This window comes from Citrobacter sp. MGH 55 (genome assembly GCF_016906145.1).
In the GTDB taxonomy this organism is placed as follows: Bacteria; Pseudomonadota; Gammaproteobacteria; order Enterobacterales; family Enterobacteriaceae; genus Citrobacter_A; species Citrobacter_A amalonaticus.
Genome location: NZ_CP070239.1, coordinates 4,061,620 through 4,082,607, shown reverse-complemented (window position 1 = coordinate 4,082,607; position 20,988 = coordinate 4,061,620). Strand labels below are relative to the sequence as shown.

The following is a 20,988-nucleotide window of genomic DNA, read 5'->3' as shown; positions in this document are numbered from 1 at the left end:
TTCAAGGTGGCGTTGGGATGCTTAAATTTTCACAACGCTACTTTGCTCCATCCTTTGCCGCAGTCATCGTGATAACGTTCGGTTTGTTGATGCGTTTTATGGCCAGGTAGTTTTTGTATATCTAAGCCCTGTTCTTTGTGCAGCCGTTCAGATAATAATCTCTGTTCATGGAAAATTGCTGGCGTTCCTTCTCCCCATTCAATGCCTGCAAGGTCTCTTGCTTTGCTAAAATTGATGCGTCACATGCAGTAGTTCGAAGCCGCAGATGCGATCATCAAAAACATGTAATCCAGATTCTGGGCTGTATGTGAACGGGAGCCATCAGGCTCCCGTTATTACGTCCGTTCCGCTATCCTATCGCCTCGCAAAGGCGCGTCTTCATGTCACTATAGGCCTGCGCGGCATAGCGTTCAGCCCACGACTGATCGTCGATCTTCTCGACATTAACCGCACAATACTTGGTTTCCGGCGTCTTTGAGATAGGGTCGAGATTATCCTGCGTGAGTTCATTACACGCGCCAATCCACCATTGATAGGTCATGTATACCGCTCCCTGATTGATGCGCCCGGAGACATCCGCCCGACTGATCACTTTTCCCCGACGTGAACTGACCCACACCAGGTCGCGATGGCGAATTCCTGCCTTTTGCGCATCCTGCGTGCTGATCTGCACATAGCCTGGCTCATCGGCAAGCGCCTGCAGGGCGGCACAGTTGCCGGTCATGGAACGACAGGAGTAGTGACCGACTTCGCGCACCGTACACAGAACCAGCGGATAGGCCTCGTCAGGCACTTCCGCGGGTGCGCGCCAGGGTGCAGCAAACAGCTTGCCTTTACCGTCTGGCGTGTCGAAGCGGCTGTTTTCATACAGATAGGGTGTGCCGGGATGGTCGAGGTCGGGGCAGGGCCACTGGATATGCCCCATGTCGCCCATCTTTTCCCAGGTGACGCCGTAGAACAGCGGACACAGTTCACGCATCTCATCCCAGATCTGTTGATTGTTTTGATAGTGCATGGGATAGCCCATTTCACTGGCGAGCAGGCTGATAATTTCCCAGTCTCGCTTCACGTCGCCAGTGGGGTCAACGGCCTTTTCGAAACGCTGGAAGCCGCGATCGGCGCAGGTGAATACGCCGCCGTGCTCGCCCCAGGAGGTGGCGGGTAAAATGACGTCCGCCATCTCGGCGGTTTTGGTCATAAAGATATCCTGCACCACGACAAAATCCAGCGCCGCGAAACCGTCACGCACCAGCCCCAGATCGGCTTCCGTTTGCAGCGGATCTTCCCCCATGATGTAGTAGGCTTTTATTTTCCCTTCCAGCGCCAGATGCGGGACTTCGGTAATGCGTGTGCCTACCTTGTCATCCATCCGGCTGGCGTCAATGCCCCAGGCTCTGGCGAACTTCTCTCTGACGGCCGCATCGGTGACATCCTGATATCCCGGAAAAAGATTTGGTAATACGCCCATGTCGCAGGCACCCTGGACGTTGTTCTGCCCGCGAACCGGGCCGACGCCGACGTGTGGACGACCCAGGTTACCGGTCAGCAGGGCAAGGCTCGATAATCCACGCACCACGTCCACGGCCTGACCGAACTGCGTCACGCCCATTCCCCACATCACTGTCGCGGAAGGGGCGGCGGCAAAGGTCCGCATCGCCTGACGAACCTGCGACGCCGGAACGCCGGTTAAATGCTCGACCGCTTCCGGCGCATAGTCTTTAACCGTTTGCCAGTAACCATCCAGCCCCTGCGTGTGCTTATTCACGTACTCCTTGTCGTAAAGCAGTTCGTCAATGAGGACGTAACCAAACGCATTCACCAGCGCCATGTTGCAACCGTTATTCAGTTGCAGATGCTGGTCAGCAATGCGAGCAGTTTCAATACGGCGGGGATCGCAGACGATGATCTTCGCGCCATTCTGCCGCGCTTTGATCACCCGGCGCGCCACAATTGGGTGAGAGTCTGCGCAGTTATAACCGAAGATCAGCAGACATTTTGAGTTTTCGATGTCGCTGATGGAATTACTCATTGCACCATTGCCCAGCGTTTCCTGGAGGCCAGCGACCGAAGGCCCGTGACACACGCGGGCGCAGCAGTCCACGTTGTTGGTGTTGAGAACCGCACGCGCGAATTTCTGCATCACATAGTTGGTTTCATTGCCGGTACCGCGAGAGGAACCGGTTGTCATAATGGCGCGGGGGCCCGCGCTGTCGCGAATTTCCAGTAAACGTCGGGCGGTATAGCGAATCGCTTCATCCCAGGTGACCGGGGTAAATTTGTCGCCTTTCTGGTAGCGGATCAATGGGCGGGTGAGGCGGGGAGTCAAAAGGCGGGTATCGTTAAGGAAATCCCAACCATAGTACCCTTTCAGACAAAGTTGGTTCTGGTTGGTTATGCCCTCCGCCGCTTCGGCGCGGAGGATTTTATTATTCTCAACAACAAGCTTGAGCTTGCACCCGGCCCCACAATAGGGGCAAACACTGGTGATTTTTTTCATCAATAACAGACCTGTTAAAAGCTGAAATAGCGCGAATTGTGGCGAAGCCTGAGCGCAAAGGCTGAAGCTTCGGGTTGTCGTCATGACGCAGGGGATAAGCACAATACGTGCCAGAGTGGCAAAGCCTGGGCTGACGCGGAACGAGGCACAAGCTGCAGGAAAAATGACAGAGGATTCGACATAAATGACGAACGGACGTCAAAAAAAAGCCCGCACAGAGGCGGGCAAGACATACTGGAAGCAATGTGAGCAATGTCGTACTGAATACCCGAGTTATTTACTCAACTATTCAGTGATGAGAAAGATAATCTTTATCATCTAAACTTGCAACCCCAACTTTTGTGGGAGAAATCAGAAAGCTAAATTAAGTGATGTTCATCACAAACTTCAATTTCCTGACATTGTGCTATCCTTTTTAACGGCGAATAAACCGCTACTGTAAAATCGATAAGTGAGGAAAAAATGGGCATTATTTCATGGATTATTTTTGGTTTGATTGCAGGTATTCTGGCGAAGTGGATTATGCCTGGTAAGGATGGTGGTGGATTCTTTATGACGATCATTCTGGGGATCGTCGGTGCCGTAGTGGGCGGCTGGATCAGTACGCTGCTTGGTTTTGGGAAAGTCGATGGCTTTAATTTCGGCAGCTTTGTGGTGGCGGTTATTGGTGCTATCGTCGTCCTGCTTATTTACAGAAAAATCAAAAGCTAAGGCGCAATAATTGACTGACAAAAGGCGACCTGAGGGTGGCCTTTGTCATTTCAGGCCTGGCGTCACCACCAATCCAGTTCGGTACCCAGCACCACGACTATCGCGACGACAATCATAATCAGCGTCGTTTTTTTCATGATTTACGCCCCCGGTGCGGCATAGCCACCGATAAAAAACCAGGCCAAAAAAACCACGGCCGTAATAAAAATGACGACGGGAAACAGTATGCCCAGTCTCATGCGATCACCTGTCTGAATTATGCAAAGAGCTGCAAGGATAACAGGGGTTAATGGGTGACAAAAGGGGTTTTGTCCTCACGCTTTTCGCTTATTCTGCGAGTCGCCAGGACGTGACAAGTACGCTTTCGGCAGGCTATTATTTCTCAGAATTATCTTAAACACAGTCGCAAGCGCGCAACGAGAGAAGTATGTTCCAGCTAAAGCCGGGCACCCTGGCGCTGATTATTGGTGCGAAAACATCGGCCGGACGCGGCAATATCGGCAAGACGGTGGAATTATTCCATCTCTGCCAGCCGGGTGAGGTATTTATTAATCCCGTTAATGGATTTACCACCATGCTGCCGAAAGAGACGCCGCGTGCGCTCTGGCTGGTGACGGGGGAGGTGGTGTCGGCAAACGGGCAGCAGGGTTTTGCTTGGGTCAGAGCGGAACACTTGATGCCTCTGTTGCCGGATATTCAGCCTGAATCGACGGTTACCCGCGAATCACAACTCGCGTAGCCAGTCTGCCAGCACAAGGGCGTGATTTTGTTCTCTGTTTTTGGCGGCATACAGCAGCGTCAGTGTCTGCTGGCGGGCAATCTGCGCCAGCCGCTCGCCTTCCTTCTTCTGCGTGACAAGTTCCGCGCGGTACTGCTCAGTAAAATGCTGAAAATCGATCGTTTCTGCGTGAAAAGCTTTGCGCAGCTCTGTCGAGGGAGTGAGCGCTTTGACCCACTCATTGAGCACGAGATCCGCTTTTTTGATCCCGCGTGGCCACAGTCGGTCAACCAGCACCCGGTAGCCGTCGCTGTCTTCTGCCGGGTCGTAGACGCGTTTACACTGAATATTCATGCTTGTCATTCTCCTCAATCCAGGCGCAAAACTCATCGAGCTGTTGGTCGGAAAAAACCGTGATTCCGTGCTGGCGTAGCAGCGCGGTGGCCACTCCCATACCGGGATGACGTTGTCCGCTGAAGCTGCCGTCGTAGATAAACTGACTGCCGCATGTCGGGCTGCCGTCGGTGAGTAGCGCAACGTCACAGCCGGTCTCCTGTGCCGTGCGCAGCGCCAGCCAGGCGGCAAGCTGATAGTGCCCGGTGACATCTTGACCGTTCTTTTCCACAATGGATGCGCGCTCGTGCATCACATCGTTGCCATCGGCCCGAACAATTTCCGCCGGTGGGCGTGGTGTCGGCAAGCCTGCGGCCAGTTCAGGGCAATGGATGACCAGACGCTGTTCTGCCTGCAAACGCGCCAGTATCGCAGCGGGATGCGCTTTCTCGCTGCCGTTATAACGCACCTTCAGCCCCATCAGGCAAGCGCTCACTAAAACCTTACTTTTCATCGCATTTGCCTCGTCCGGCAGAAAAACTACTCCCGATCACTATATCACTTCGCATGCGTTCATCCCTAAATTAAGGGATTGTGATGGCAGTAAAAGATCGGTAGGCTGAGGTTCCTTATGTTGTCCCCAATTGTTCTGACGTAAGGAATTCTCCATGGAAATATCCCCTGTAAAAGATACGCTGCGGATTGCGCTGGTGGGTGATTACAACGCTGGCATCACGGCGCATCAGGCGATTCCTCTGGCCATCGACGACGCTGCTGCGGTTCTGGAACTGCTGGCGGATTACGACTGGCTGTCCAGCACTGAAATCACCAGTGCAGAAGATTTGGTGGGCTATGACGCCATCTGGGTGGTGCCTGGCAGCCCCTATAAAAATACCGAAGGCGCGTTGACGGCCATCCGTTATGCCCGCGAAAACAGCATTCCTTTCCTGGGAACCTGTGGCGGTTTTCAACACGCCATCCTTGAATATGCGCGTAATGTGCTGGGCTGGTCAGATGCTGCCCATGCGGAAACTGACACAGCAGGCCGGATGGTTATTGCGCCACTTTCCTGTTCGCTGGTGGAAAAAACCGACGAAGTTGAACTGCGGCCCAATACGCTGATTGCTAAAGCCTATGGTCAGCCGGTGATTTCGGAGGGCTATCAGTGTAACTACGGCATTGCTGAGGCGTTTGCGGCTGAACTGGATAGCGGTGATCTGCGAGTGACCGGCTGGGATGATAACGGGGATATTCGGGCGGTGGAATTGGTGACGCATCCGTTCTTTGTTGCCACGCTTTTCCAGCCCGAACGTGGCGCTCTTGCGGGGAAACCGGTTCCCCTGGCGCAAGCGATGCTGCGCGCTGCGCGAGGCTAATCAGTAGGGCAGACATCACGTCTGCCCTGAGCTTATCAGGCGGTAATCTCTTTATTTCGTCCCGCATAGAAACCGAATATCGCCATCGCTATCGCCAGCGCCGCAACGGTCAGCAGCGGGATCTGCCAGTCTCCCTGGGCGTCATGGATCCCGCCCATCAGCGGCGGCCCGCAAGCGGCTAACAGATAACCGACGGATTGCGCCATGCCGGAAAGCGCTGCTGCCTGATGCGCAGAACTGGCGCGCAGGCCGATAAAGGTCAGCCCCAGAATCATCGTTGCACCGGAGCCGAATCCAAACAGCAGCGTCCATAGCACCGCCTGATCCGGCATAAACCAGAAGCCAGCGGCACCCACAGCGCACATCAACGACACCAGTGCGGCGATGCAGCGCTGATCGTGAAAACGGTGCAGCACCAGCGGAATGAGTAAACCGGGAGAGGCGGTTGCTAACTGGAGCAAACCATGCAGCGAACCGGCCTGCGCCTCGCTGTAGCCGTGGCTAATTAAAATTGCTGGCAGCCAGCCGATAATCACGTAATAGATAAGCGAGTTAATTCCAAGAAATAACGTCACCTGCCAGGCCAGCGGTGAACGCCAGATGCCGCGTGCGTGCAGGGTGCGCGAGGTGGTTACGTTCGCGTGGGCGGTATGACGCCACTGCGGCAGCCAGATCAGCAACGCCAGTAGCGGAAACACCATCAACAGCAGCAACGCCCCGCGCCAGCCAAACCCGCTCAGCGCCAGTGGAACCACCAGCGCGGAGCCCAACGCGGCGGCAGCCCCCATCGTCAGGGAATAAGCACCGGTCAGTCTGGCGACGTGCTGCGAGAAATCGCGTTTGATAAGCCCTGGCAGCAGCACGTTGCCGAGGGCGATACCGCAGCCGATGATGGCAGTGCCAAGAAACAGTAAAGAGGCGTCCGGCAGTGAGCGCACGGCAACCCCGCCGCAAATCAGCAGCATTGCCGCGAAGAGACTGCGTTCCATGCCAATACGGCGGGCAATGCCGGCGGCAAGCGGAGAAACCAGCGCAAACGCCAGCAGCGGCAGGGTGGTTAATAATCCCGTCTGGGCGGTCGTAAGACCATAGTCCGTGCGAATCGCTTCCAGTAAAGGGGCGGCGCCGGTAAACGTCACGCGCAGCGTGGTGGCAATCATCAGGATACCGGCAATCAGCAGGGCACCGTGGTTGCCGCGTGGTGGTGAAGAAGTCATTGTTCTCTCATATCAACAGGTGAGGCCGTACCTTACCGCGTTTATCTGTGTTGTGAATCAAGCTAAAATGACAGTTTATCGCTAAATTCGGACAAAAAGATGTACAGCCTGCGACTCGACGGATATGACCCCGATCTGCACCACGATGCTGCCGTGGCGTTTCGTATCCGCGCTCGCCCTGATGAGCTGTTTAGCGCGCAGCACCAGCATCGTAAAGGGCAACTGATTATGGCACTGCATGGGGCTATCACCTGTGATGTTGAATGCGCTATGTGGATGGTGCCGCCGCAGTACGCGGTCTGGATCCCCGGCGGCATTCCCCACAGCAATCACGTAACGGCAGGCGCGGAGCTCTGCTTTCTCTTTATCGAACCGGATGCCGTCACATTACCGGGACGTTGCTGTACGTTAAAAATTTCTCCGCTTTGTCGGGAGCTGATCCTCTCGCTGGCGATGCGTAGTGACGCTCAGCGGGCAGAGCCGCAAACGCAGCGCCTGACGCAGGTCTTATTTGATGAACTTCCGCAACAACCGCAGGAGCAGATGCAACTGCCGGTTTCAGCGCACCCGAAGATCCGCCGGATGGTTGACACCATGGCGCGCGAACCGGCGCAATGGCAAACGCTGGGGCAGTGGGCCAGCGTATTTGCGATGAGCGAGCGTAACCTTGCCCGACTGGTGGTGAAAGAGACAGGGCTCAGCTTTCGTCGCTGGCGACATCAGCTACAGCTCATTCTGGCCCTACAGGCCCTGGTCGGCGGGCAGAACGTGCAGCAGGTGGCGCAACTGTTGGGGTATGATTCGACCACGGCGTTTATCACCATGTTCAAAAAAGGCCTGGGACAGACGCCAGGCCGTTATCTGGCGGGATTGACTACTGCCTTCCCACAATAAGCGAGACCAGACCGGCCGCGATAAGCGGACCAACAGGTACACCGCGAAACAGGGCCACGCCAAGCACGGTACCGACCAGCAAACCGGCGACCAGCTGTGGCTGGCTGCCCATCAGCGTCACGCCGCGGCCGCCGAGCCAGGAGACCACCACGCCAACCACAATCGCCACCAGCGATTTCCAGTTAAGGAAAGAGTGGATCAAGGTGGAAGGTGGCAGTGTCCCGCTGGCGATAGGCGCCATGACGCCGATTGTCAGGATAATAATCCCGATGGTCAGCCCCTGTTTTTCAATCCACGGGAAAAAGGTATTGAGCGGGGTAACGCGGACAATAATCAGCACCAGAATTGAAACGGCGACAGTGGTGTTATGGCTGACAAAGCCCAGAGCTGCCAGTCCGAGCAGGATCAGCAGAGTGACATCAAACATCGTGGTTTCCTTGCCAAAAAAGTTAAGCCTGTTTACTTTACGCCCAAACGCCACGCAGAACAGACTTTTTTAGAATCTGCTGGCTATTTCGGGCAAATGCCTGACGGCGAAAAACAGGCAATTTTTTATTTTGTCATCAAATTGCCATTATTGCGGACTATCAATAGCAGATGAACCGGTCTCGCTCATTTTGAGGTGTAGCCATGAACGATCAGATGTTTATTGAAACGCTCATTATTAGTTCATCCTTTTTCGCTATCGCCGCCGTTATCGTGATTTCTGTTTTAATTCTCGAACGTGGTAGCTGAACGCTTACGATGCGCGGTGAAATGCCACCAACTCTGGCCGGGCAATACGCAGATAATCGTCAGTATTGAGAATAATCGATTTCGTGAGCACGCCGGCGTTAAAGGCGATTTCACGATAACGTTCGAACAGCAGCGGATCGGCGACCAGCATTAACTGTGGATGAAAACTGAAAGGCGGGATCGCGCCAAATACGCAACCGGTGAGTTCGTCCACTTCTGCCGGGCTGGCAAGGGACGCACGCAGACCGCCAAGATACGTCGCCAGTTGACCAAGATCGGCCTGTTGGTCGGCAGGTAAAATAGCCAGTACATGCTGATTTACCCCATTCCCTTTAACTTTGCAGACCAGCGCCTTTGCTCCCTGACCCAGTGCGGTGCCCCGAATTTCTGATACGGCCTCGCATTTCCCAACAGCCTCATGGCTGACGACGCGATAACGGGCGCCCTCCAGAGACAATAAATCGAGTAAACGCTGATGGGTTTTGCTGCCTTTCTCCATTTCGCTCATTTTTTACTCCTGTTTGCGCGAAAAAACACGGTAAAGATTATCATGAACGCTGACGATTTTGATGCTTGTTGAGGTAGAGTTGCTCGTCAGAAGCGGTGTAGGCATCATGCAGCGAATCGTTCGGCTGCATGCTATAGCTGCCTGATGAAAAACGAATATCCTTCTCAGGTGCCACGGTCCGCAGGTGGTTGGCTATCCGTTCCGGCAGACGAGCCGCCATATCTGGCTGTGCGTCCACCAGAATGATGCAAAATTCATCGCCGCCCAGACGGATGGCGTAATCGCTTTTGCGCACCGACGCCTCAATCGCATTTGCCAGTAAGGTGATCGCCCGATCGCCCTCGTGGTGTCCCTGCGTATCGTTAATCATCTTCAGCTTATCGAGATCGATAGCGATAAAGGTCACTGGCGTTCCGGTGCTGACAAATCGCTGTAATCGCTGCTCAAGCGTCGGGGTTAAAATTTTACGGTTATACAGGCCTGTCATCGCATCGCTGATATTTTCACGGGTAACATTATGGTAAAGGCGAAAATGCAGCCGGACCATATTGAGGAGCAGGGCAGTTGCCAGAAGGTAAAACAGAAACAGCTTCCAGGACGAGACAATGAAATACAAGATATCGAGTGACAGCTCGACGTGCAGACCACCAGGAAGATCGCTGATGTAATTGACGTACGGGAAAAGATTATTCTCGCTTTGATGAATAATAATCGTCTTATCCGAGTCGGTATCGGTGACGCTGGCATTGAGATAACGCCAGACCAGTGGGCGGTCGTGAGTAAAAACAATATTTTGCAAGTTGTGCTTATTAATATCCACCATCACGATGCCTTTTAACTTACCGTGCAGATAGACCGGTGTTAAAAAACTCATCACGTTAAGTTCGGTACGATCATCCTGATAGATACTCGACAGCACAGTACGTCCAGAAAACAATTCATCAATATCGGCCTGATGAATACCTAATGAGCCTTTCTGTAAAAAAGCCCAGTGATGCATGGCAAACTGACGCGTATTGATCGGATCATAGAAATAAATATATTGATTTTGTAAATCCAGATAATAATGAAATTTCTCTTCTGACGTGGCGAGACCTTTTCCATAATCAATCTGTTCCCGGTTAACCTTCACGGCCTGATCAAAAGCAGGAAGCAACAACACATCGTCCGCGATACGCGCACAGTCATCAATGGAGGTTTGTAACGTACCATGGAGCGCGGGATAATTATGCTGCGTCAGATTCAAACCATACACCGAGTTAATACTTTCAAACGACTGACAAAGGGTATGGCGGGTATCCGCCGGGAGCGTTTTCTCGGGTGTTGCCAGTGTGCGCATCAGATGGGCGGCAATGCTCTGATTCTGGTATTTATCATACAGAAATGAGGAGTCTGCTTTTTCGATGATATAGCGCATATAGCCATTCATTGACTTATAGCTGGCAATAAGTTCATAGATCAAAAAGGAAGATGTCAAAACGACAACGCTTGCGGAAATAAAGAGCCTGAGCGCTTTATGGGGCAATTTCATGATAAACAACAACTCTCCAGGTCAGATAATCTATTTTATCATACGTCACAGGTGCAACCTACCGGCCAGCGGGGATATGGAGTGCAAAAGGCATGAAATGAACCAGCCAGGAGATTATTTTCCTGGCTGGCTGTCGTTTAATTGGTGCTGGTGGCACCTTGTTTATGAAAAAGTTCGCGGAACACCGGGTAAATATCATCCTGATCGCGAATATGTTGCATCGCAAAATTATCAAACGTGGCTTGCAGATGTTCATATTCGCGCCACAGGGTTTGATGCGCGCGGCGGGTAATTTCGATATAACTGTAGTAACGAACCACCGGCAGCAGTTTCTTCGCCAGAATCTCATGGCACAGCGGAGAGTCATCTGCCCAGTTATCCCCATCCGATGCTTGTGCGGCGTAGATGTTCCACTGCGCAGGATCGTAACGTTCTTTCACAACGTCATCCATCAACTTCAGGGCGCTGGAAACAATGGTTCCCCCGGTTTCCTGAGAGTAGAAGAACTCATGCTCATCGACCTCTTTTGCCTGGGTGTGGTGACGAATATAGACCACTTCCACATTCTTATAGGTTCGGCTCAAAAACAGGTAGAGCAGAATATAAAAGCGTTTGGCCATGTCTTTCGTCGACTGATCCATGGAGCCGGAGACGTCCATCAGGCAGAACATCACCGCCTGGCTGGACGGATCGGGACGCTTCTCATAATTTTTGTAGCGCAAGTCGAAGGTGTCGATAAACGGCACGCGTTCTATCTTGGCCCGCAGCTCAGCAATCTCTTTGCGTAATCGTTCCTCCTCCAGCAGTTGCGCCGGTTCGCTTTTGCTGATGGTGTCGAGATCCTGTTCCAGCGCGTGTAACTCGCGTCGTTTGCCGGCCGTCATGGCCGTGCGCCGGGCGAGAGAATTTTGCAGCGAACGCACGACGCTGATATTGGCCGGAACGCCGTTGGCGGTATAACCCGCCCGGTGCGTTTTATACTCCGTAAGCTGGCGCTGCTGGTTTTGTTTCAGGTTAGGCAGCGCTAAATCTTCGAAAAGCAGATCCAGGTATTCGTCTTTAGAGATCTGAAAGACGAATTCATCCTGGCCTTCACCGTCCTGACTGGCCTGGCCCTGTCCGCTACCTGAACCGCCGCCTCCGCCCTGCGGACGCTCGATACGGTCATTTTGTACGAAATGGTCGTTACCTGGGTGAACGCGATGGCGCAGGCCGCCGCGCCCCTGATGAAACATCGGTTCGCTGATATCTTCCGTCGGAATGGAGACAGATTCACCGCTGTCTACATCGGTCACCGAACGCTTGTTAATGGCCTCGGAGATCGACTGTTTAATTTGTGCTTTATAACGGCGTAAAAAGCGCTGGCGGTTAACCGTGCTCTTATTTTTGCCGTTAAGTCGTCGGTCAATGAACCAGGTCATATGCCCCCCGTACTGCATTTGCCAACTTTACGCTTCATCCTTCACGTTATCCCGGCGTGGCTGCATTCGCTCACCCCAGTCACGTACTTATGTACGCTCCTGGGGATTCACTCATTTGCCGCCTTGATACACCTTGAATGATTTCGCGTACAAACGAACTATTTGCCCGGTAAACGGAGAAAATCTTCCGGGTCATTTATGCTGTTAAGACGATTTACGTACGCGCAGATACCATTCGCACAGTAAACGCACCTGTTTACGGGTGTAGCCTTTCTCCATCATCCGGTCGACAAAGTCGTCGTGTTTCTTCTGCTCATCGGTCGAGGTTTTGGCATTGAACGAAATGACCGGCAGCAGCTCTTCGGTATTGGAGAACATTTTCTTCTCAATGACCGTGCGCAGTTTTTCATAGCTGGTCCAGTTCGGATTTCGTCCGCTGTTGTTCGCTCTCGCACGCAGCACAAAGTTGACGATTTCATTACGGAAATCTTTCGGGTTGCTGATCCCCGCCGGTTTCTCAATTTTCTCCAGCTCCGCGTTCAGCGATTCACGGTCAAACAACTGACCGGTATCCGGATCGCGGTATTCCTGATCCTGAATCCAGAAGTCGGCATACGTGACATAACGGTCGAAAATATTCTGTCCGTATTCCGAGTAGGACTCGAGATAGGCGGTCTGGATCTCTTTACCAATAAACTCGGCGTATTTCGGGATCAGATAGCCTTTCAGGAACTCGAGATAACGCTCAGCTTGCTCCTGCGGGAACTGTTCGCGCTCGATCTGCTGTTCCAGTACATAGAACAGATGAACCGGGTTCGCAGCGACTTCGACATGATCAAAGTTAAAGACGCGCGAGAGAATTTTAAACGCGAAACGGGTCGACAGACCGTTCATCCCTTCATCGACGCCGGAGTAGTCGCGGTATTCCTGATACGACTTCGCTTTCGGATCGGTATCTTTCAGACTCTCACCATCATAGACGCGCATTTTCGAGTAGATACTCGAGTTTTCCGGATCTTTCAGGCGGGAGAGAATCGAGAAACGTGCCAGCGTTTCCAGCGTTCCCGGCGCGCACGGCGCATGCGTCAGTTCGCTGTGGTTGAGCAATTTCTCGTAGATTTTGATCTCTTCGGAAATGCGTAAGCAGTACGGTACCTTCACGATGTAAACACGGTCGAGGAAGGCTTCGTTGTTTTTGTTGTTACGGAACGTCACCCATTCCGATTCGTTCGAGTGGGCGAGAATGATGCCGTTAAACGGCAGGGCGGAGATCCCCTCAGTGCCGTTGTAGTTACCTTCCTGAGTGGCGGTCAGCAGCGGATGCAGCACTTTAATCGGTGCTTTGAACATCTCGACGAATTCCATGATCCCCTGGTTGGCCCGGCACAATGCGCCGGAATAGCCATATGCGTCCGGATCGTTTTGTGCGTGGTGTTCGAGTTTACGAATATCCACTTTCCCGACCAGCGCGGAGATGTCCTGGTTGTTCTCATCGCCCGGTTCCGTTTTGGCAATCGCGATTTGCGCAAGAATCGACGGCCACACTTTCACCACGCGGAATTTGGTGATATCTCCACCAAACTCATGCAGGCGTTTGGCCGCCCACGGTGACATAATGGTGCCGAGATAACGGCGCGGAATGCCGTACTCTTTTTCCAGAATCTGGGTATCTTCTTGCGGATTAAACAGGCACAACGGATGATCGTTCACCGGGCTGCGTTCACCGTTGGCGCTCAGCACATAAATCGGGACACGCTGCATCAACGATTTCAGTCGTTCGGCAAGCGATGACTTCCCGCCCCCTACAGGCCCCAACAGATACAGGATCTGTTTCTTCTCTTCCAGCCCCTGAGCCGCGTGTTTCAGATAAGAGACAATCTGTTCGATCGCGTCTTCCATGCCGTAAAACTCTTCAAATGCCGGGTAACGTGCAATGACCCGGTTCGAGAAGAGGCGAGAAAGTCGGGGTTCCTGGGCAGTGTCGACCATGACGGGCTCACCAATAGCCATCAATAGCCGTTCTGCCGCGTTGGCATAAGCACTGCGATCTTGCCGACAAGTGGTAAGAAACTCCTGCAGTGTGAACTCTTCGTCCTTGGCAGCTTCATAACGCTGGCGATAGTGATCGAATATATTCATGATATGCCGTCCTTTCGTTTTTTAGCACAGGTTAAGAGCCGTTCATATGAATAGTAGAGGCTCCCGGAAGAGGTAGACTGAACGACGTCATTTACTGTCTCGTATCAAAAAAACAGCAACTCTCATGCCAGCTTTCACCGCGTGAGACCAACGTGCCCGGCGATACAACTTCTAAACTAAAGCGTAGATGGCATTTGCAAAACTTGCATGCACCCGCAAATGATTTTCAATGGCATATCAATAACTCATCCGCAAAAAGTGCATAGCAAATGTAAATAATGCAGTGGAAGATCACACCGTTTTCACCGCACTGTAAGCCAAGTGTCATCTCAGCCTGCAAAATTAGACGGTTACATTCTTTCATTAATTTGTAAAATGGTTGGGTTGTAACGTATTGGCGGTTACACTTTTGCCGCTGAACATTTGAAAAAGGAAAGATGGATTGTGACCAAACTCAAACTTCTGGCACTTGGCGTGTTAATCGCATCGTCTGCTACCGTGGTGCATGCTGAAAGCAACCTGACGCTTGGCGCTGGCGTTGGTGTGGTTGAACACCCATATAAAGATTACGACGCGGATGTTTATCCGGTTCCGGTGATTAATTACGAAGGCGATAACTTCTGGTTCCGTGGTCTGGGTGGTGGGTACTACCTGTGGAACGACGCCGCAGATAAGTTGTCGATCACCGCCTACTGGTCCCCGATGTATTTTAAACCGGGTGACAGCGACGATCGTCAGATGCGTCGTCTTGATAAGCGTAAGAGCACCATGATGGCGGGCTTATCATACTCTCACCATACCGAATATGGTTTCCTGCGTACCACGCTCGCCGGGGATACGCTGGACAACAGTAACGGCATCGTCTGGGATCTGGCCTGGCTGTACCGCTATACCAACGGCGGCCTGACCCTGACGCCGGGTATCGGTGTGGAGTGGAACAGTGAAAATCAGAACGACTACTACTACGGCGTGTCACGTAAAGAATCCTCACGCAGTGGTATGCGGGGTTACAACCCGGACGATAGCTGGAATCCGTACCTGGAACTGAGCGCGAACTACAACTTCCTCGGTGACTGGAGCGTTTACGGTACCGCACGCTACACCCGTCTGTCTGATGAAATTACCGACAGCCCGATGGTGGATAAATCCTGGACTGGTCTGATTTCTACCGGAATCACCTATAAGTTCTGATTGTGCGTTATCACAGTGCAATCGATAAAAGCCCGCAGCGCGGGCTTTTTTGTCACAGAGTCATTCGACCTCTTTGGCATGTTGCTTTGCTTTTTCAATAGCCTGCCTGTCAAATATAAAGTGCTCATAGCCATCGGTGATGTTTTTGACTCTGTAGATTTTCCATCTCCTGTCTTCTTTCTTCAGATAGACGCCTATCTGATAGGTTCTGTCGTTTTCGCATCCAAGCCAAACCGTAACGTATTGACTACCGTCAACGTCTTGTGCTTTACCCACCTTCAATAAAGGGATCCAGTCAACCGAATAGTCCTGCGCGTACGTATAATAGTCAGTGTCGATGATTTCTTGTTCATAAATATGTGAAATAACATCAAGTTGAGTTAACGTTTCGCGGGAGACGTAATCATGCATTTTCTCAGGATCTGGCTTTATTTTGCCGGGGCTATTGGCAAAAACAGGTAAATAGTAGCGATAAAAATCAGCTACGCGTTTTTCGGCATCATCGCCTCCTGAAACGCAGGACGCGAGTAAATACACCATGGATACGACAAAAAAGAGGCGCATTACTTTTTCCTGTACATTTGATAAGGCGGTTTCGATGAGCGATAGCCAGGTCCTCCCCAGAAGTCCCTTTGTTTGAAGTCAGAGTACCAGTCCTGACCATCGAATATCGCCATGTGGCCAGCGGCATGTCCGCCTTTTTATGGCTGGATAACGCCAACGTCGTGTGTCGGTGCAATTTTTCTAAAGCCAGCCGCCTCCAGTATCGAGCCGTCATCTTTAGCATTATGTGTATTGGTCACAATAACTCCGCCCGCGTGAATTGCTCTACGCACGTATGTTGCGCAGTTATTGGTTGGACCCGGTTCGGCGTGGTTTTTTGCCCAGTTTCCAGCATTCCTGGTATTCCATCCCATAAAGTATTATCCATAGTAAACATGTGGAATAACCAATAGACACCTTTATTAATTAGCAGGGTTAGTCATTTTGTGCCGGGTGGTATTATGGGGATGCTCCTGAAAAATATTGTCCAACATAAATTGCGCTTCCCTGGAAGTGTGAATATGCCTAAGTTTTAACTGAGCCCTGAGAGTGCAATCTGTGCATCAAAACAGGGCACTTGCGCCCTGTTTTGCATTACGGTGGTGCACAACTAAGGAGAACGTGATGACAGATAAACAGGTTGTCTTCGCTGGTGGAGTTGTTCTACCTGCGATCGGGCAGGGGACATGGTACATGGGTGAAAATGCCGGTCACCGCCGGGCGGAAGTGTCTGCACTTCGTGCGGGCGTGGATCTGGGGCTAACGCTCATCGATACCGCTGAAATGTATGCCGATGGCGGAGCGGAAGAGGTGGTCGGTGAGGCGCTCAACGGACTGCGTGAACACGTGTTCCTGGTGTCGAAGGTTTACCCATGGAACGCGGGTGGGCAAAAAGCGATTGCCGCCTGTGAGGCCAGTCTGCGTCGTCTGAAAACCGACTATCTGGATCTCTATTTATTGCACTGGTCAGGCAACTTCTCCTTCGCCGAGACGGTCAAGTCGATGGAAACCCTGATGGCTCAGGGTAAAATTCGTCGCTGGGGAGTGTCCAATCTTGACGTCGACGATATGCAGGCGCTGTGGCAGATTCCGGGCGGCAGGCAGTGTGCGACCAATCAGGTGCTGTATCATCTGGCTTCACGCGGCATTGAATACGATTTATTACCGTGGTGTCAGCAACATCAGCTTCCCGTAATGGCTTACAGCCCGTTGGCGCAGGCCGGACGTTTACGCAGCGGTTTATTGAATCATCCGGTGGTCAATGAGATTGCGCATGCGCACGATGCATCAACTGCGCAGATCCTGCTGGCGTGGGTCATCAGTCATCACGGAGTGATGGCGATTCCAAAAGCGGCAAGCGTGGAGCATGTACAGCAAAATGCGGCGGCGCTGAGCATTACGCTTTCCGCTCAGGAACTCGCCGCACTGGATAAGGCGTATCCCGCGCCGAGAGGCAAAACGGCGCTGGATATGGTCTGATGAGGTTTTGACTCGTTGGCCGGATAAGATGCGCTGGCATCGCCATCCGGCAAACAATGCCAGATGACGACCTGTCAGGCCTGTGACATCTCAACCACAATCATGCTTAGCGCTTCGCAACGCGAATGGTTTGCGCCAGGCGAGAAGGTTTTTCTTCGGTGGCCTTCTGTGCGGCGGTGGCATACGCCGTTTCTACGCACACAAAGGTTTTATAGCCATCATCCGGCATATCGCCCATGCTCACAGACAGCGCCGGGCCAGGGTTCCAGCCGACCACATTGAGATGGTGATGATGTACAACGTCGATGTTACGATTCAGTGTGGCATCGTGAATCACGCTGCAGGCTTCCGGGTTCAGATAGACACGGTCAGTACGATCCGGAAACGCCTGTACGCCATCAGTCAGGACGTCTTCTTTCGCATCATTCACTTTATCGATGAAACGATCGCCCAGGCCGCTGACTTTCACCGTCGCGATATCGCCAACGTTGAAATAGGTATGCAGCGCAGAGGTCGTTTCAAATTCACCGTGCGCTTCAAGCTCAATCTCGCAGGTTTTGCCTACTTTAAAGCGCGCCAGCAGGGTGAAATCATGTGGCCACAGTTTCAGTGTCTCTTCAGTGCTTTGCAGTTCAAACGTCAGCACTGCGCCGTTGTCGTCTTCATTATGCGCTTTCAGCGTCCACGGCAGGTTACGGGCAAAGCCGTGAGAAGGCAGTCCTTGCTGTGCCGCCGGACCAAACCACGGCCAGCAAATCGGCACGCCGCCGCGCAGCGCGATGCCATTTTTAAACGGAGTGTTGTTGCTCAACCACAGAACCTCTTCTTCTCCGGCTGGTTTCCAGGAGAGCAGGTGCGCGCCCTGTAACGCAAAAGACGCTTTTACCTGCGGGTGGTCGACGACGATCAGGTCCAGCTCGTCAAGCTGACGGCGGGAGAGGACAGGGGTAATATGTTCAATGACTGGAAGTGCAAAAATTTTATTAATCATGATGCAATCCTTGATTCAACCGTAGCGAAAAGCCATAAAAAAAGGCGACCGAAGTCGCCTTTTTGGATCAGTTTCTCATCTCAACTTATTTGGAGATGTGAGCGATCAGGTCCAGAACTTTGTTGGAATAACCGGTTTCGTTGTCGTACCAGGAGACCAGTTTCACGAAGTTGTCGTTCAGAGCGATACCCGCTTTAGCATCGAACACGGAAGTGCAAACTTCGCCGTTGAAATCGGTAGATACAACGTCGTCTTCGGTGTAACCCAGAACGCCTTTCATCGGGCCTTCGGAAGCTGCTTTGATGGCTTTCTTAATGTCTTCATAAGAAGCCGCTTTTTCCAGACGAACGGTCAGGTCAACAACGGATACGTTCGGAGTCGGAACACGGAACGCCATACCAGTCAGTTTGCCATTCAGTTCTGGCAGTACTTTACCTACAGCTTTAGCTGCACCGGTAGAGGACGGGATGATGTTCTGAGCCGCGCCACGGCCGCCACGCCAGTCTTTGTGAGACGGGCCATCAACGGTTTTCTGAGTAGCGGTGGTTGCGTGAACAGTGGTCATCAGACCTTCGATGATGCCGAAGTTGTCGTTGATGACTTTAGCCAGCGGAGCCAGGCAGTTGGTGGTGCAGGATGCGTTGGAAACGATGTCCTGGCCAGCATATTTGTCAAAGTTAGCGCCTTTAACAAACATCGGGGTGTTATCTTTGGACGGACCAGTCAGTACGACTTTTTTCGCGCCAGCAGTGATGTGCTTACGAGCAGTCTCGTCGGTCAGGAAGATACCGGTCGCTTCAGCTACTACGTCAACACCAACTTCGTCCCATTTCAGGTTAGCCGGATCGCGTTCAGCGGTAACACGGATTTTTTTACCGTTAACGATCAGATGACCGTCTTTCACTTCAACGGTACCGTCGAAACGGCCGTGAGTGGAGTCATATTTCAGCATGTAAGCCATGTAATCAGCGTCTAACAGGTCGTTGATTGCAACGATCTCGATGTCAGAACGTTTCTGAGCAGCACGGAAAACAATGCGACCGATACGGCCAAAACCGTTGATACCTACTTTGATAGTCATATATTCCACCAGCTATTTGTTAGTGAATAAAAGGTTGCCTGTAAAATTACAAAAACCTTACGCAGCGTCAAGCGGAATCGTGTCAATCATTGCGACAAATCAATCCTCTGTACAAGCTTTGCACGGCTGACTCGCCTCACTCTTCCATTGGGCTTGAAACCACATGGGGGCGGCGCCCCGAATTTTAAAGGGCAACTGAGATAAAAATGTGATTCGCATCACGATTCACAAGCTGCCATTTCGCAAGGATCAAGTTTAGAACAAAAGTCTGCACTCAGGTGTTAATGTTTTGTTAGAATCTGTCGCGCAATGTCAGCGTCATGAAAAGTGAGATGTGAGCAAAATGGCGAACAAACCTTCTGCAGAAGATCTGAAAAAAAACCTGTCTGAAATGCAGTTCTACGTGACGCAGAATCACGGTACAGAACCGCCGTTTACCGGGCAGTTACTGCATAACAAACGTGACGGCGTCTATCATTGTTTGATCTGCGATGCGCCGCTGTTTACCTCCCAGTCCAAATACGATTCCGGCTGCGGCTGGCCGAGCTTCTACGAGCCGGTAAGTGAAGAGTCGATTCGTTACATCAAGGACTTTTCACACGGTATGCAACGCATTGAAATTCGCTGTGGAAACTGCGATGCGCACCTGGGGCATGTCTTCCCCGATGGTCCGCAACCCACCGGCGAACGTTACTGTGTCAATTCAGCTTCTCTGAGCTTCATCGACGACGAAAACGGCGCCCAGACGAAAGGTTGAAAAAACGATTCAGCAAATTATTCCATAGGAGCGGACTTATCATGAATCTTGATGAGATAATTAACAGCATGACGCCGGAAGTGTATCAGCGTTTATCCACCGCCGTTGAACTGGGAAAATGGCCGGACGGCGTCGCGCTGACCCCGGAGCAAAAAGATAATAGTCTGCAACTGGTGATGCTCTGGCAGGCGCGCCACAATACGGATGCGCAACATATGACGATCGACACCAATGGGCAGATGGTGATGAAGAGCAAACAGCAGCTGAAAGTGGATTTCGGCATCACGCCAGAACCAATTGCGACGTTCAAATCCTGATAGCGCACCGTGGAAGCCCGGCATTCTGTCGCTCTGCTGGGCTAACGCGGCGGATTATTTTTTATTCAGCATGGCTTTCAGGTCTGCGAAAGGGTTGTACGTGGCTTCGCCGACGCTCTTTTGCGCATCCTCGCCCGCTACAACCGTGGAACCATACTGGTCGGCTTCCGTATATTTGGAATGCTCATGATCGTGGCAGTACAGGCACAACATTTCCCAGTTGCTGCCATCTTCCGGGTTATTGGAATGATCGTGATCGATATGGTGCACCGTCAGTTCGCGAAGGTTTGAGTAAACAAACTCGCGGGAGCAGCGGCCGCAGACCCACGGGAAGAGTTTCAGCGCCTTTTCCCGGTAACCTACTTCCAGACGGGCGTAATTTTTAGGGATAAAAGCCATACAATCCCATGCCTCCAGTTGAAAATGAAACGATGCGTCAAACGCTGACGCAACGGGTTGGGGCCATCATAACCGATCCCGTTTCGTGTGACACACCCCATCCCACCGCTTACGAAAAAAATGCCCCATGCGGACATGCAGGGCATTTTT

Annotated in this window: 23 protein-coding genes and 2 pseudogenes; 9 read left to right on the top strand and 16 right to left on the bottom strand. The window is 52.2% G+C overall.

The window, feature by feature from the left end; translation table 11 throughout:
* Positions 1-29: 29 nt before the first annotated feature.
* A pseudogene (locus JTI98_RS16965) lies at positions 30-236 on the bottom strand (integrase); the annotation flags it as partial.
* A gap of 113 nt (positions 237-349) precedes the next feature.
* Positions 350-2,497: a formate dehydrogenase subunit alpha gene (fdhF, locus tag JTI98_RS16960; RefSeq protein ID WP_058587944.1), complete on the bottom strand. Its 2,148-nt coding sequence runs from the start codon at positions 2,495-2,497 to the stop codon at positions 350-352.
* A 462-nt stretch (positions 2,498-2,959) separates the two neighbouring features.
* Here fdhF and JTI98_RS16955 point away from each other — a divergent pair, with 462 nt between their 5' ends.
* The gene (locus JTI98_RS16955; RefSeq protein WP_043000937.1) at positions 2,960-3,208 is read left to right on the top strand and encodes a GlsB/YeaQ/YmgE family stress response membrane protein; all 249 of its coding nucleotides are present in this window, start codon (positions 2,960-2,962) and stop codon (positions 3,206-3,208) included.
* Positions 3,209-3,348: 140 nt separating this feature from the next.
* Here JTI98_RS16955 and JTI98_RS16950 read toward each other — a convergent pair whose 3' ends face one another.
* The gene (locus JTI98_RS16950; protein WP_042287604.1) at positions 3,349-3,447 is read right to left on the bottom strand and encodes a YoaK family small membrane protein; all 99 of its coding nucleotides are present in this window, start codon (positions 3,445-3,447) and stop codon (positions 3,349-3,351) included.
* Positions 3,448-3,635: 188 nt separating this feature from the next.
* Between JTI98_RS16950 and JTI98_RS16945 the strand changes: the two genes are divergently transcribed.
* Positions 3,636-3,947 carry a hypothetical protein gene (locus tag JTI98_RS16945; protein WP_044328184.1) on the top strand — a complete coding sequence of 104 codons (312 nt, stop codon included), beginning with the start codon at positions 3,636-3,638 and terminating at the stop codon, positions 3,945-3,947.
* Here JTI98_RS16945 and JTI98_RS16940 read toward each other — a convergent pair.
* Positions 3,933-4,280, bottom strand: a complete 348-nt coding sequence (locus JTI98_RS16940; RefSeq protein WP_216081571.1) for a DUF488 domain-containing protein — start codon at positions 4,278-4,280, stop codon at positions 3,933-3,935. The genes JTI98_RS16945 and JTI98_RS16940 overlap by 15 nt on opposite strands.
* The gene (locus JTI98_RS16935; RefSeq protein WP_044254892.1) at positions 4,264-4,773 is read right to left on the bottom strand and encodes a DUF523 domain-containing protein; all 510 of its coding nucleotides are present in this window, start codon (positions 4,771-4,773) and stop codon (positions 4,264-4,266) included. The genes JTI98_RS16940 and JTI98_RS16935 overlap by 17 nt, the downstream gene beginning before the upstream one ends.
* 154 nt (positions 4,774-4,927) lie before the next feature.
* Here JTI98_RS16935 and JTI98_RS16930 point away from each other — a divergent pair, with 154 nt between their 5' ends.
* Positions 4,928-5,635 (top strand): CTP synthase, encoded by a 708-nt coding sequence (locus tag JTI98_RS16930; RefSeq protein ID WP_216081570.1) that lies wholly within the window; start codon positions 4,928-4,930, stop codon positions 5,633-5,635.
* Between the two features lie 35 nt (positions 5,636-5,670).
* Here the strand turns inward: JTI98_RS16930 and JTI98_RS16925 are convergent, their stop codons facing one another.
* Positions 5,671-6,852, bottom strand: coding sequence for a CynX/NimT family MFS transporter (locus tag JTI98_RS16925; RefSeq protein WP_216081569.1), 1,182 nt, complete (start codon positions 6,850-6,852; stop codon positions 5,671-5,673).
* A 99-nt stretch (positions 6,853-6,951) separates the two neighbouring features.
* Here JTI98_RS16925 and JTI98_RS16920 point away from each other — a divergent pair, with 99 nt between their 5' ends.
* The gene (locus tag JTI98_RS16920; protein WP_099434077.1) at positions 6,952-7,746 is read left to right on the top strand and encodes a helix-turn-helix transcriptional regulator; all 795 of its coding nucleotides are present in this window, start codon (positions 6,952-6,954) and stop codon (positions 7,744-7,746) included.
* On the opposite strand, the gene JTI98_RS16915 is transcribed toward JTI98_RS16920, so the two are convergent.
* The gene (locus tag JTI98_RS16915; RefSeq protein ID WP_043000929.1) at positions 7,727-8,173 is read right to left on the bottom strand and encodes a DUF441 domain-containing protein; all 447 of its coding nucleotides are present in this window, start codon (positions 8,171-8,173) and stop codon (positions 7,727-7,729) included. The genes JTI98_RS16920 and JTI98_RS16915 overlap by 20 nt on opposite strands.
* Before the next feature lie 203 nt (positions 8,174-8,376).
* Here JTI98_RS16915 and yoaI point away from each other — a divergent pair, with 203 nt between their 5' ends.
* Positions 8,377-8,481, top strand: a complete 105-nt coding sequence (gene yoaI / locus JTI98_RS16910) for a small membrane protein YoaI (protein WP_086512617.1) — start codon at positions 8,377-8,379, stop codon at positions 8,479-8,481.
* A gap of 4 nt (positions 8,482-8,485) precedes the next feature.
* Here yoaI and JTI98_RS16905 read toward each other — a convergent pair whose 3' ends face one another.
* The 4 genes from JTI98_RS16905 to yeaG form a co-directional block, all read right to left on the bottom strand.
* A complete protein-coding gene (locus JTI98_RS16905) occupies positions 8,486-8,989 on the bottom strand; it encodes a YbaK/prolyl-tRNA synthetase associated domain-containing protein (protein WP_216081568.1) in 504 nt (167 codons plus the stop codon).
* Positions 8,990-9,029: 40 nt separating this feature from the next.
* Positions 9,030-10,520, bottom strand: a complete 1,491-nt coding sequence (dgcJ, locus tag JTI98_RS16900; RefSeq protein WP_216081567.1) for a diguanylate cyclase DgcJ — start codon at positions 10,518-10,520, stop codon at positions 9,030-9,032.
* Positions 10,521-10,657: 137 nt separating this feature from the next.
* Positions 10,658-11,941 carry a YeaH/YhbH family protein gene (locus JTI98_RS16895; protein WP_043000927.1) on the bottom strand — a complete coding sequence of 428 codons (1,284 nt, stop codon included), beginning with the start codon at positions 11,939-11,941 and terminating at the stop codon, positions 10,658-10,660.
* Between the two features lie 204 nt (positions 11,942-12,145).
* A complete protein-coding gene (yeaG, locus tag JTI98_RS16890; RefSeq protein WP_043000926.1) occupies positions 12,146-14,080 on the bottom strand; it encodes a protein kinase YeaG in 1,935 nt (644 codons plus the stop codon).
* A 444-nt stretch (positions 14,081-14,524) separates the two neighbouring features.
* Between yeaG and JTI98_RS16885 the strand changes: the two genes are divergently transcribed.
* Positions 14,525-15,271, top strand: coding sequence for a MipA/OmpV family protein (locus JTI98_RS16885; RefSeq protein ID WP_043000925.1), 747 nt, complete (start codon positions 14,525-14,527; stop codon positions 15,269-15,271).
* 60 nt (positions 15,272-15,331) lie between these two features.
* On the opposite strand, the gene JTI98_RS16880 is transcribed toward JTI98_RS16885, so the two are convergent.
* Entirely contained in the window at positions 15,332-15,835 is a 504-nt protein-coding gene (locus JTI98_RS16880) for a YbjP/YqhG family protein (RefSeq protein WP_216081566.1), read from the bottom strand.
* Positions 15,835-16,188: pseudogene (locus tag JTI98_RS21275) on the bottom strand (hypothetical protein). Before JTI98_RS21275 ends, JTI98_RS16880 begins: the two are co-directional and overlap by 1 nt.
* Before the next feature lie 250 nt (positions 16,189-16,438).
* Between JTI98_RS21275 and JTI98_RS16875 the strand changes: the two are divergent.
* The gene (locus tag JTI98_RS16875) at positions 16,439-17,293 is read left to right on the top strand and encodes an aldo/keto reductase (protein ID WP_216081565.1); all 855 of its coding nucleotides are present in this window, start codon (positions 16,439-16,441) and stop codon (positions 17,291-17,293) included.
* Positions 17,294-17,399: 106 nt separating this feature from the next.
* Here JTI98_RS16875 and JTI98_RS16870 read toward each other — a convergent pair whose 3' ends face one another.
* Positions 17,400-18,284 carry a D-hexose-6-phosphate mutarotase gene (locus tag JTI98_RS16870; RefSeq protein WP_216081564.1) on the bottom strand — a complete coding sequence of 295 codons (885 nt, stop codon included), beginning with the start codon at positions 18,282-18,284 and terminating at the stop codon, positions 17,400-17,402.
* 85 nt (positions 18,285-18,369) lie between these two features.
* The gene (gene gapA, locus JTI98_RS16865) at positions 18,370-19,365 is read right to left on the bottom strand and encodes a glyceraldehyde-3-phosphate dehydrogenase (RefSeq protein WP_043000921.1); all 996 of its coding nucleotides are present in this window, start codon (positions 19,363-19,365) and stop codon (positions 18,370-18,372) included.
* A 343-nt stretch (positions 19,366-19,708) separates the two neighbouring features.
* On the opposite strand from gapA, the gene msrB reads away from it, so the two are divergent.
* A complete protein-coding gene (msrB, locus tag JTI98_RS16860; RefSeq protein ID WP_043000920.1) occupies positions 19,709-20,122 on the top strand; it encodes a peptide-methionine (R)-S-oxide reductase MsrB in 414 nt (137 codons plus the stop codon).
* A 41-nt stretch (positions 20,123-20,163) separates the two neighbouring features.
* The gene (locus JTI98_RS16855) at positions 20,164-20,439 is read left to right on the top strand and encodes a YeaC family protein (protein ID WP_043000919.1); all 276 of its coding nucleotides are present in this window, start codon (positions 20,164-20,166) and stop codon (positions 20,437-20,439) included.
* Between the two features lie 54 nt (positions 20,440-20,493).
* Here JTI98_RS16855 and yajD read toward each other — a convergent pair whose 3' ends face one another.
* Positions 20,494-20,838: an HNH nuclease YajD gene (gene yajD / locus JTI98_RS16850; protein ID WP_042319478.1), complete on the bottom strand. Its 345-nt coding sequence runs from the start codon at positions 20,836-20,838 to the stop codon at positions 20,494-20,496.
* Between the last annotated feature and the right edge of the window lie 150 nt (positions 20,839-20,988).

Coding starts and splice junctions, on each gene's coding strand:
- JTI98_RS16925 (WP_216081569.1), bottom strand. CDS start 6,852: ATGACTTCTTCACCACCACGCGGCAACCACGGTGCCCTGCTGATTGCC.
- JTI98_RS16880 (WP_216081566.1), bottom strand. CDS start 15,835: ATGCGCCTCTTTTTTGTCGTATCCATGGTGTATTTACTCGCGTCCTGC.
- JTI98_RS16870 (WP_216081564.1), bottom strand. CDS start 18,284: ATGATTAATAAAATTTTTGCACTTCCAGTCATTGAACATATTACCCCT.
- JTI98_RS16915 (WP_043000929.1), bottom strand. CDS start 8,173: ATGTTTGATGTCACTCTGCTGATCCTGCTCGGACTGGCAGCTCTGGGC.
- JTI98_RS16935 (WP_044254892.1), bottom strand. CDS start 4,773: ATGAAAAGTAAGGTTTTAGTGAGCGCTTGCCTGATGGGGCTGAAGGTG.
- yeaG (WP_043000926.1), bottom strand. CDS start 14,080: ATGAATATATTCGATCACTATCGCCAGCGTTATGAAGCTGCCAAGGAC.
- JTI98_RS16945 (WP_044328184.1), top strand. CDS start 3,636: ATGTTCCAGCTAAAGCCGGGCACCCTGGCGCTGATTATTGGTGCGAAA.
- JTI98_RS16895 (WP_043000927.1), bottom strand. CDS start 11,941: ATGACCTGGTTCATTGACCGACGACTTAACGGCAAAAATAAGAGCACG.
- yoaI (WP_086512617.1), top strand. CDS start 8,377: ATGAACGATCAGATGTTTATTGAAACGCTCATTATTAGTTCATCCTTT.
- JTI98_RS16875 (WP_216081565.1), top strand. CDS start 16,439: ATGACAGATAAACAGGTTGTCTTCGCTGGTGGAGTTGTTCTACCTGCG.
- JTI98_RS16950 (WP_042287604.1), bottom strand. CDS start 3,447: ATGAGACTGGGCATACTGTTTCCCGTCGTCATTTTTATTACGGCCGTG.
- JTI98_RS16955 (WP_043000937.1), top strand. CDS start 2,960: ATGGGCATTATTTCATGGATTATTTTTGGTTTGATTGCAGGTATTCTG.
- JTI98_RS16930 (WP_216081570.1), top strand. CDS start 4,928: ATGGAAATATCCCCTGTAAAAGATACGCTGCGGATTGCGCTGGTGGGT.
- dgcJ (WP_216081567.1), bottom strand. CDS start 10,520: ATGAAATTGCCCCATAAAGCGCTCAGGCTCTTTATTTCCGCAAGCGTT.
- JTI98_RS16905 (WP_216081568.1), bottom strand. CDS start 8,989: ATGAGCGAAATGGAGAAAGGCAGCAAAACCCATCAGCGTTTACTCGAT.
- msrB (WP_043000920.1), top strand. CDS start 19,709: ATGGCGAACAAACCTTCTGCAGAAGATCTGAAAAAAAACCTGTCTGAA.
- yajD (WP_042319478.1), bottom strand. CDS start 20,838: ATGGCTTTTATCCCTAAAAATTACGCCCGTCTGGAAGTAGGTTACCGG.
- JTI98_RS16920 (WP_099434077.1), top strand. CDS start 6,952: ATGTACAGCCTGCGACTCGACGGATATGACCCCGATCTGCACCACGAT.
- JTI98_RS16940 (WP_216081571.1), bottom strand. CDS start 4,280: ATGAATATTCAGTGTAAACGCGTCTACGACCCGGCAGAAGACAGCGAC.
- JTI98_RS16855 (WP_043000919.1), top strand. CDS start 20,164: ATGAATCTTGATGAGATAATTAACAGCATGACGCCGGAAGTGTATCAG.
- fdhF (WP_058587944.1), bottom strand. CDS start 2,497: ATGAAAAAAATCACCAGTGTTTGCCCCTATTGTGGGGCCGGGTGCAAG.
- gapA (WP_043000921.1), bottom strand. CDS start 19,365: ATGACTATCAAAGTAGGTATCAACGGTTTTGGCCGTATCGGTCGCATT.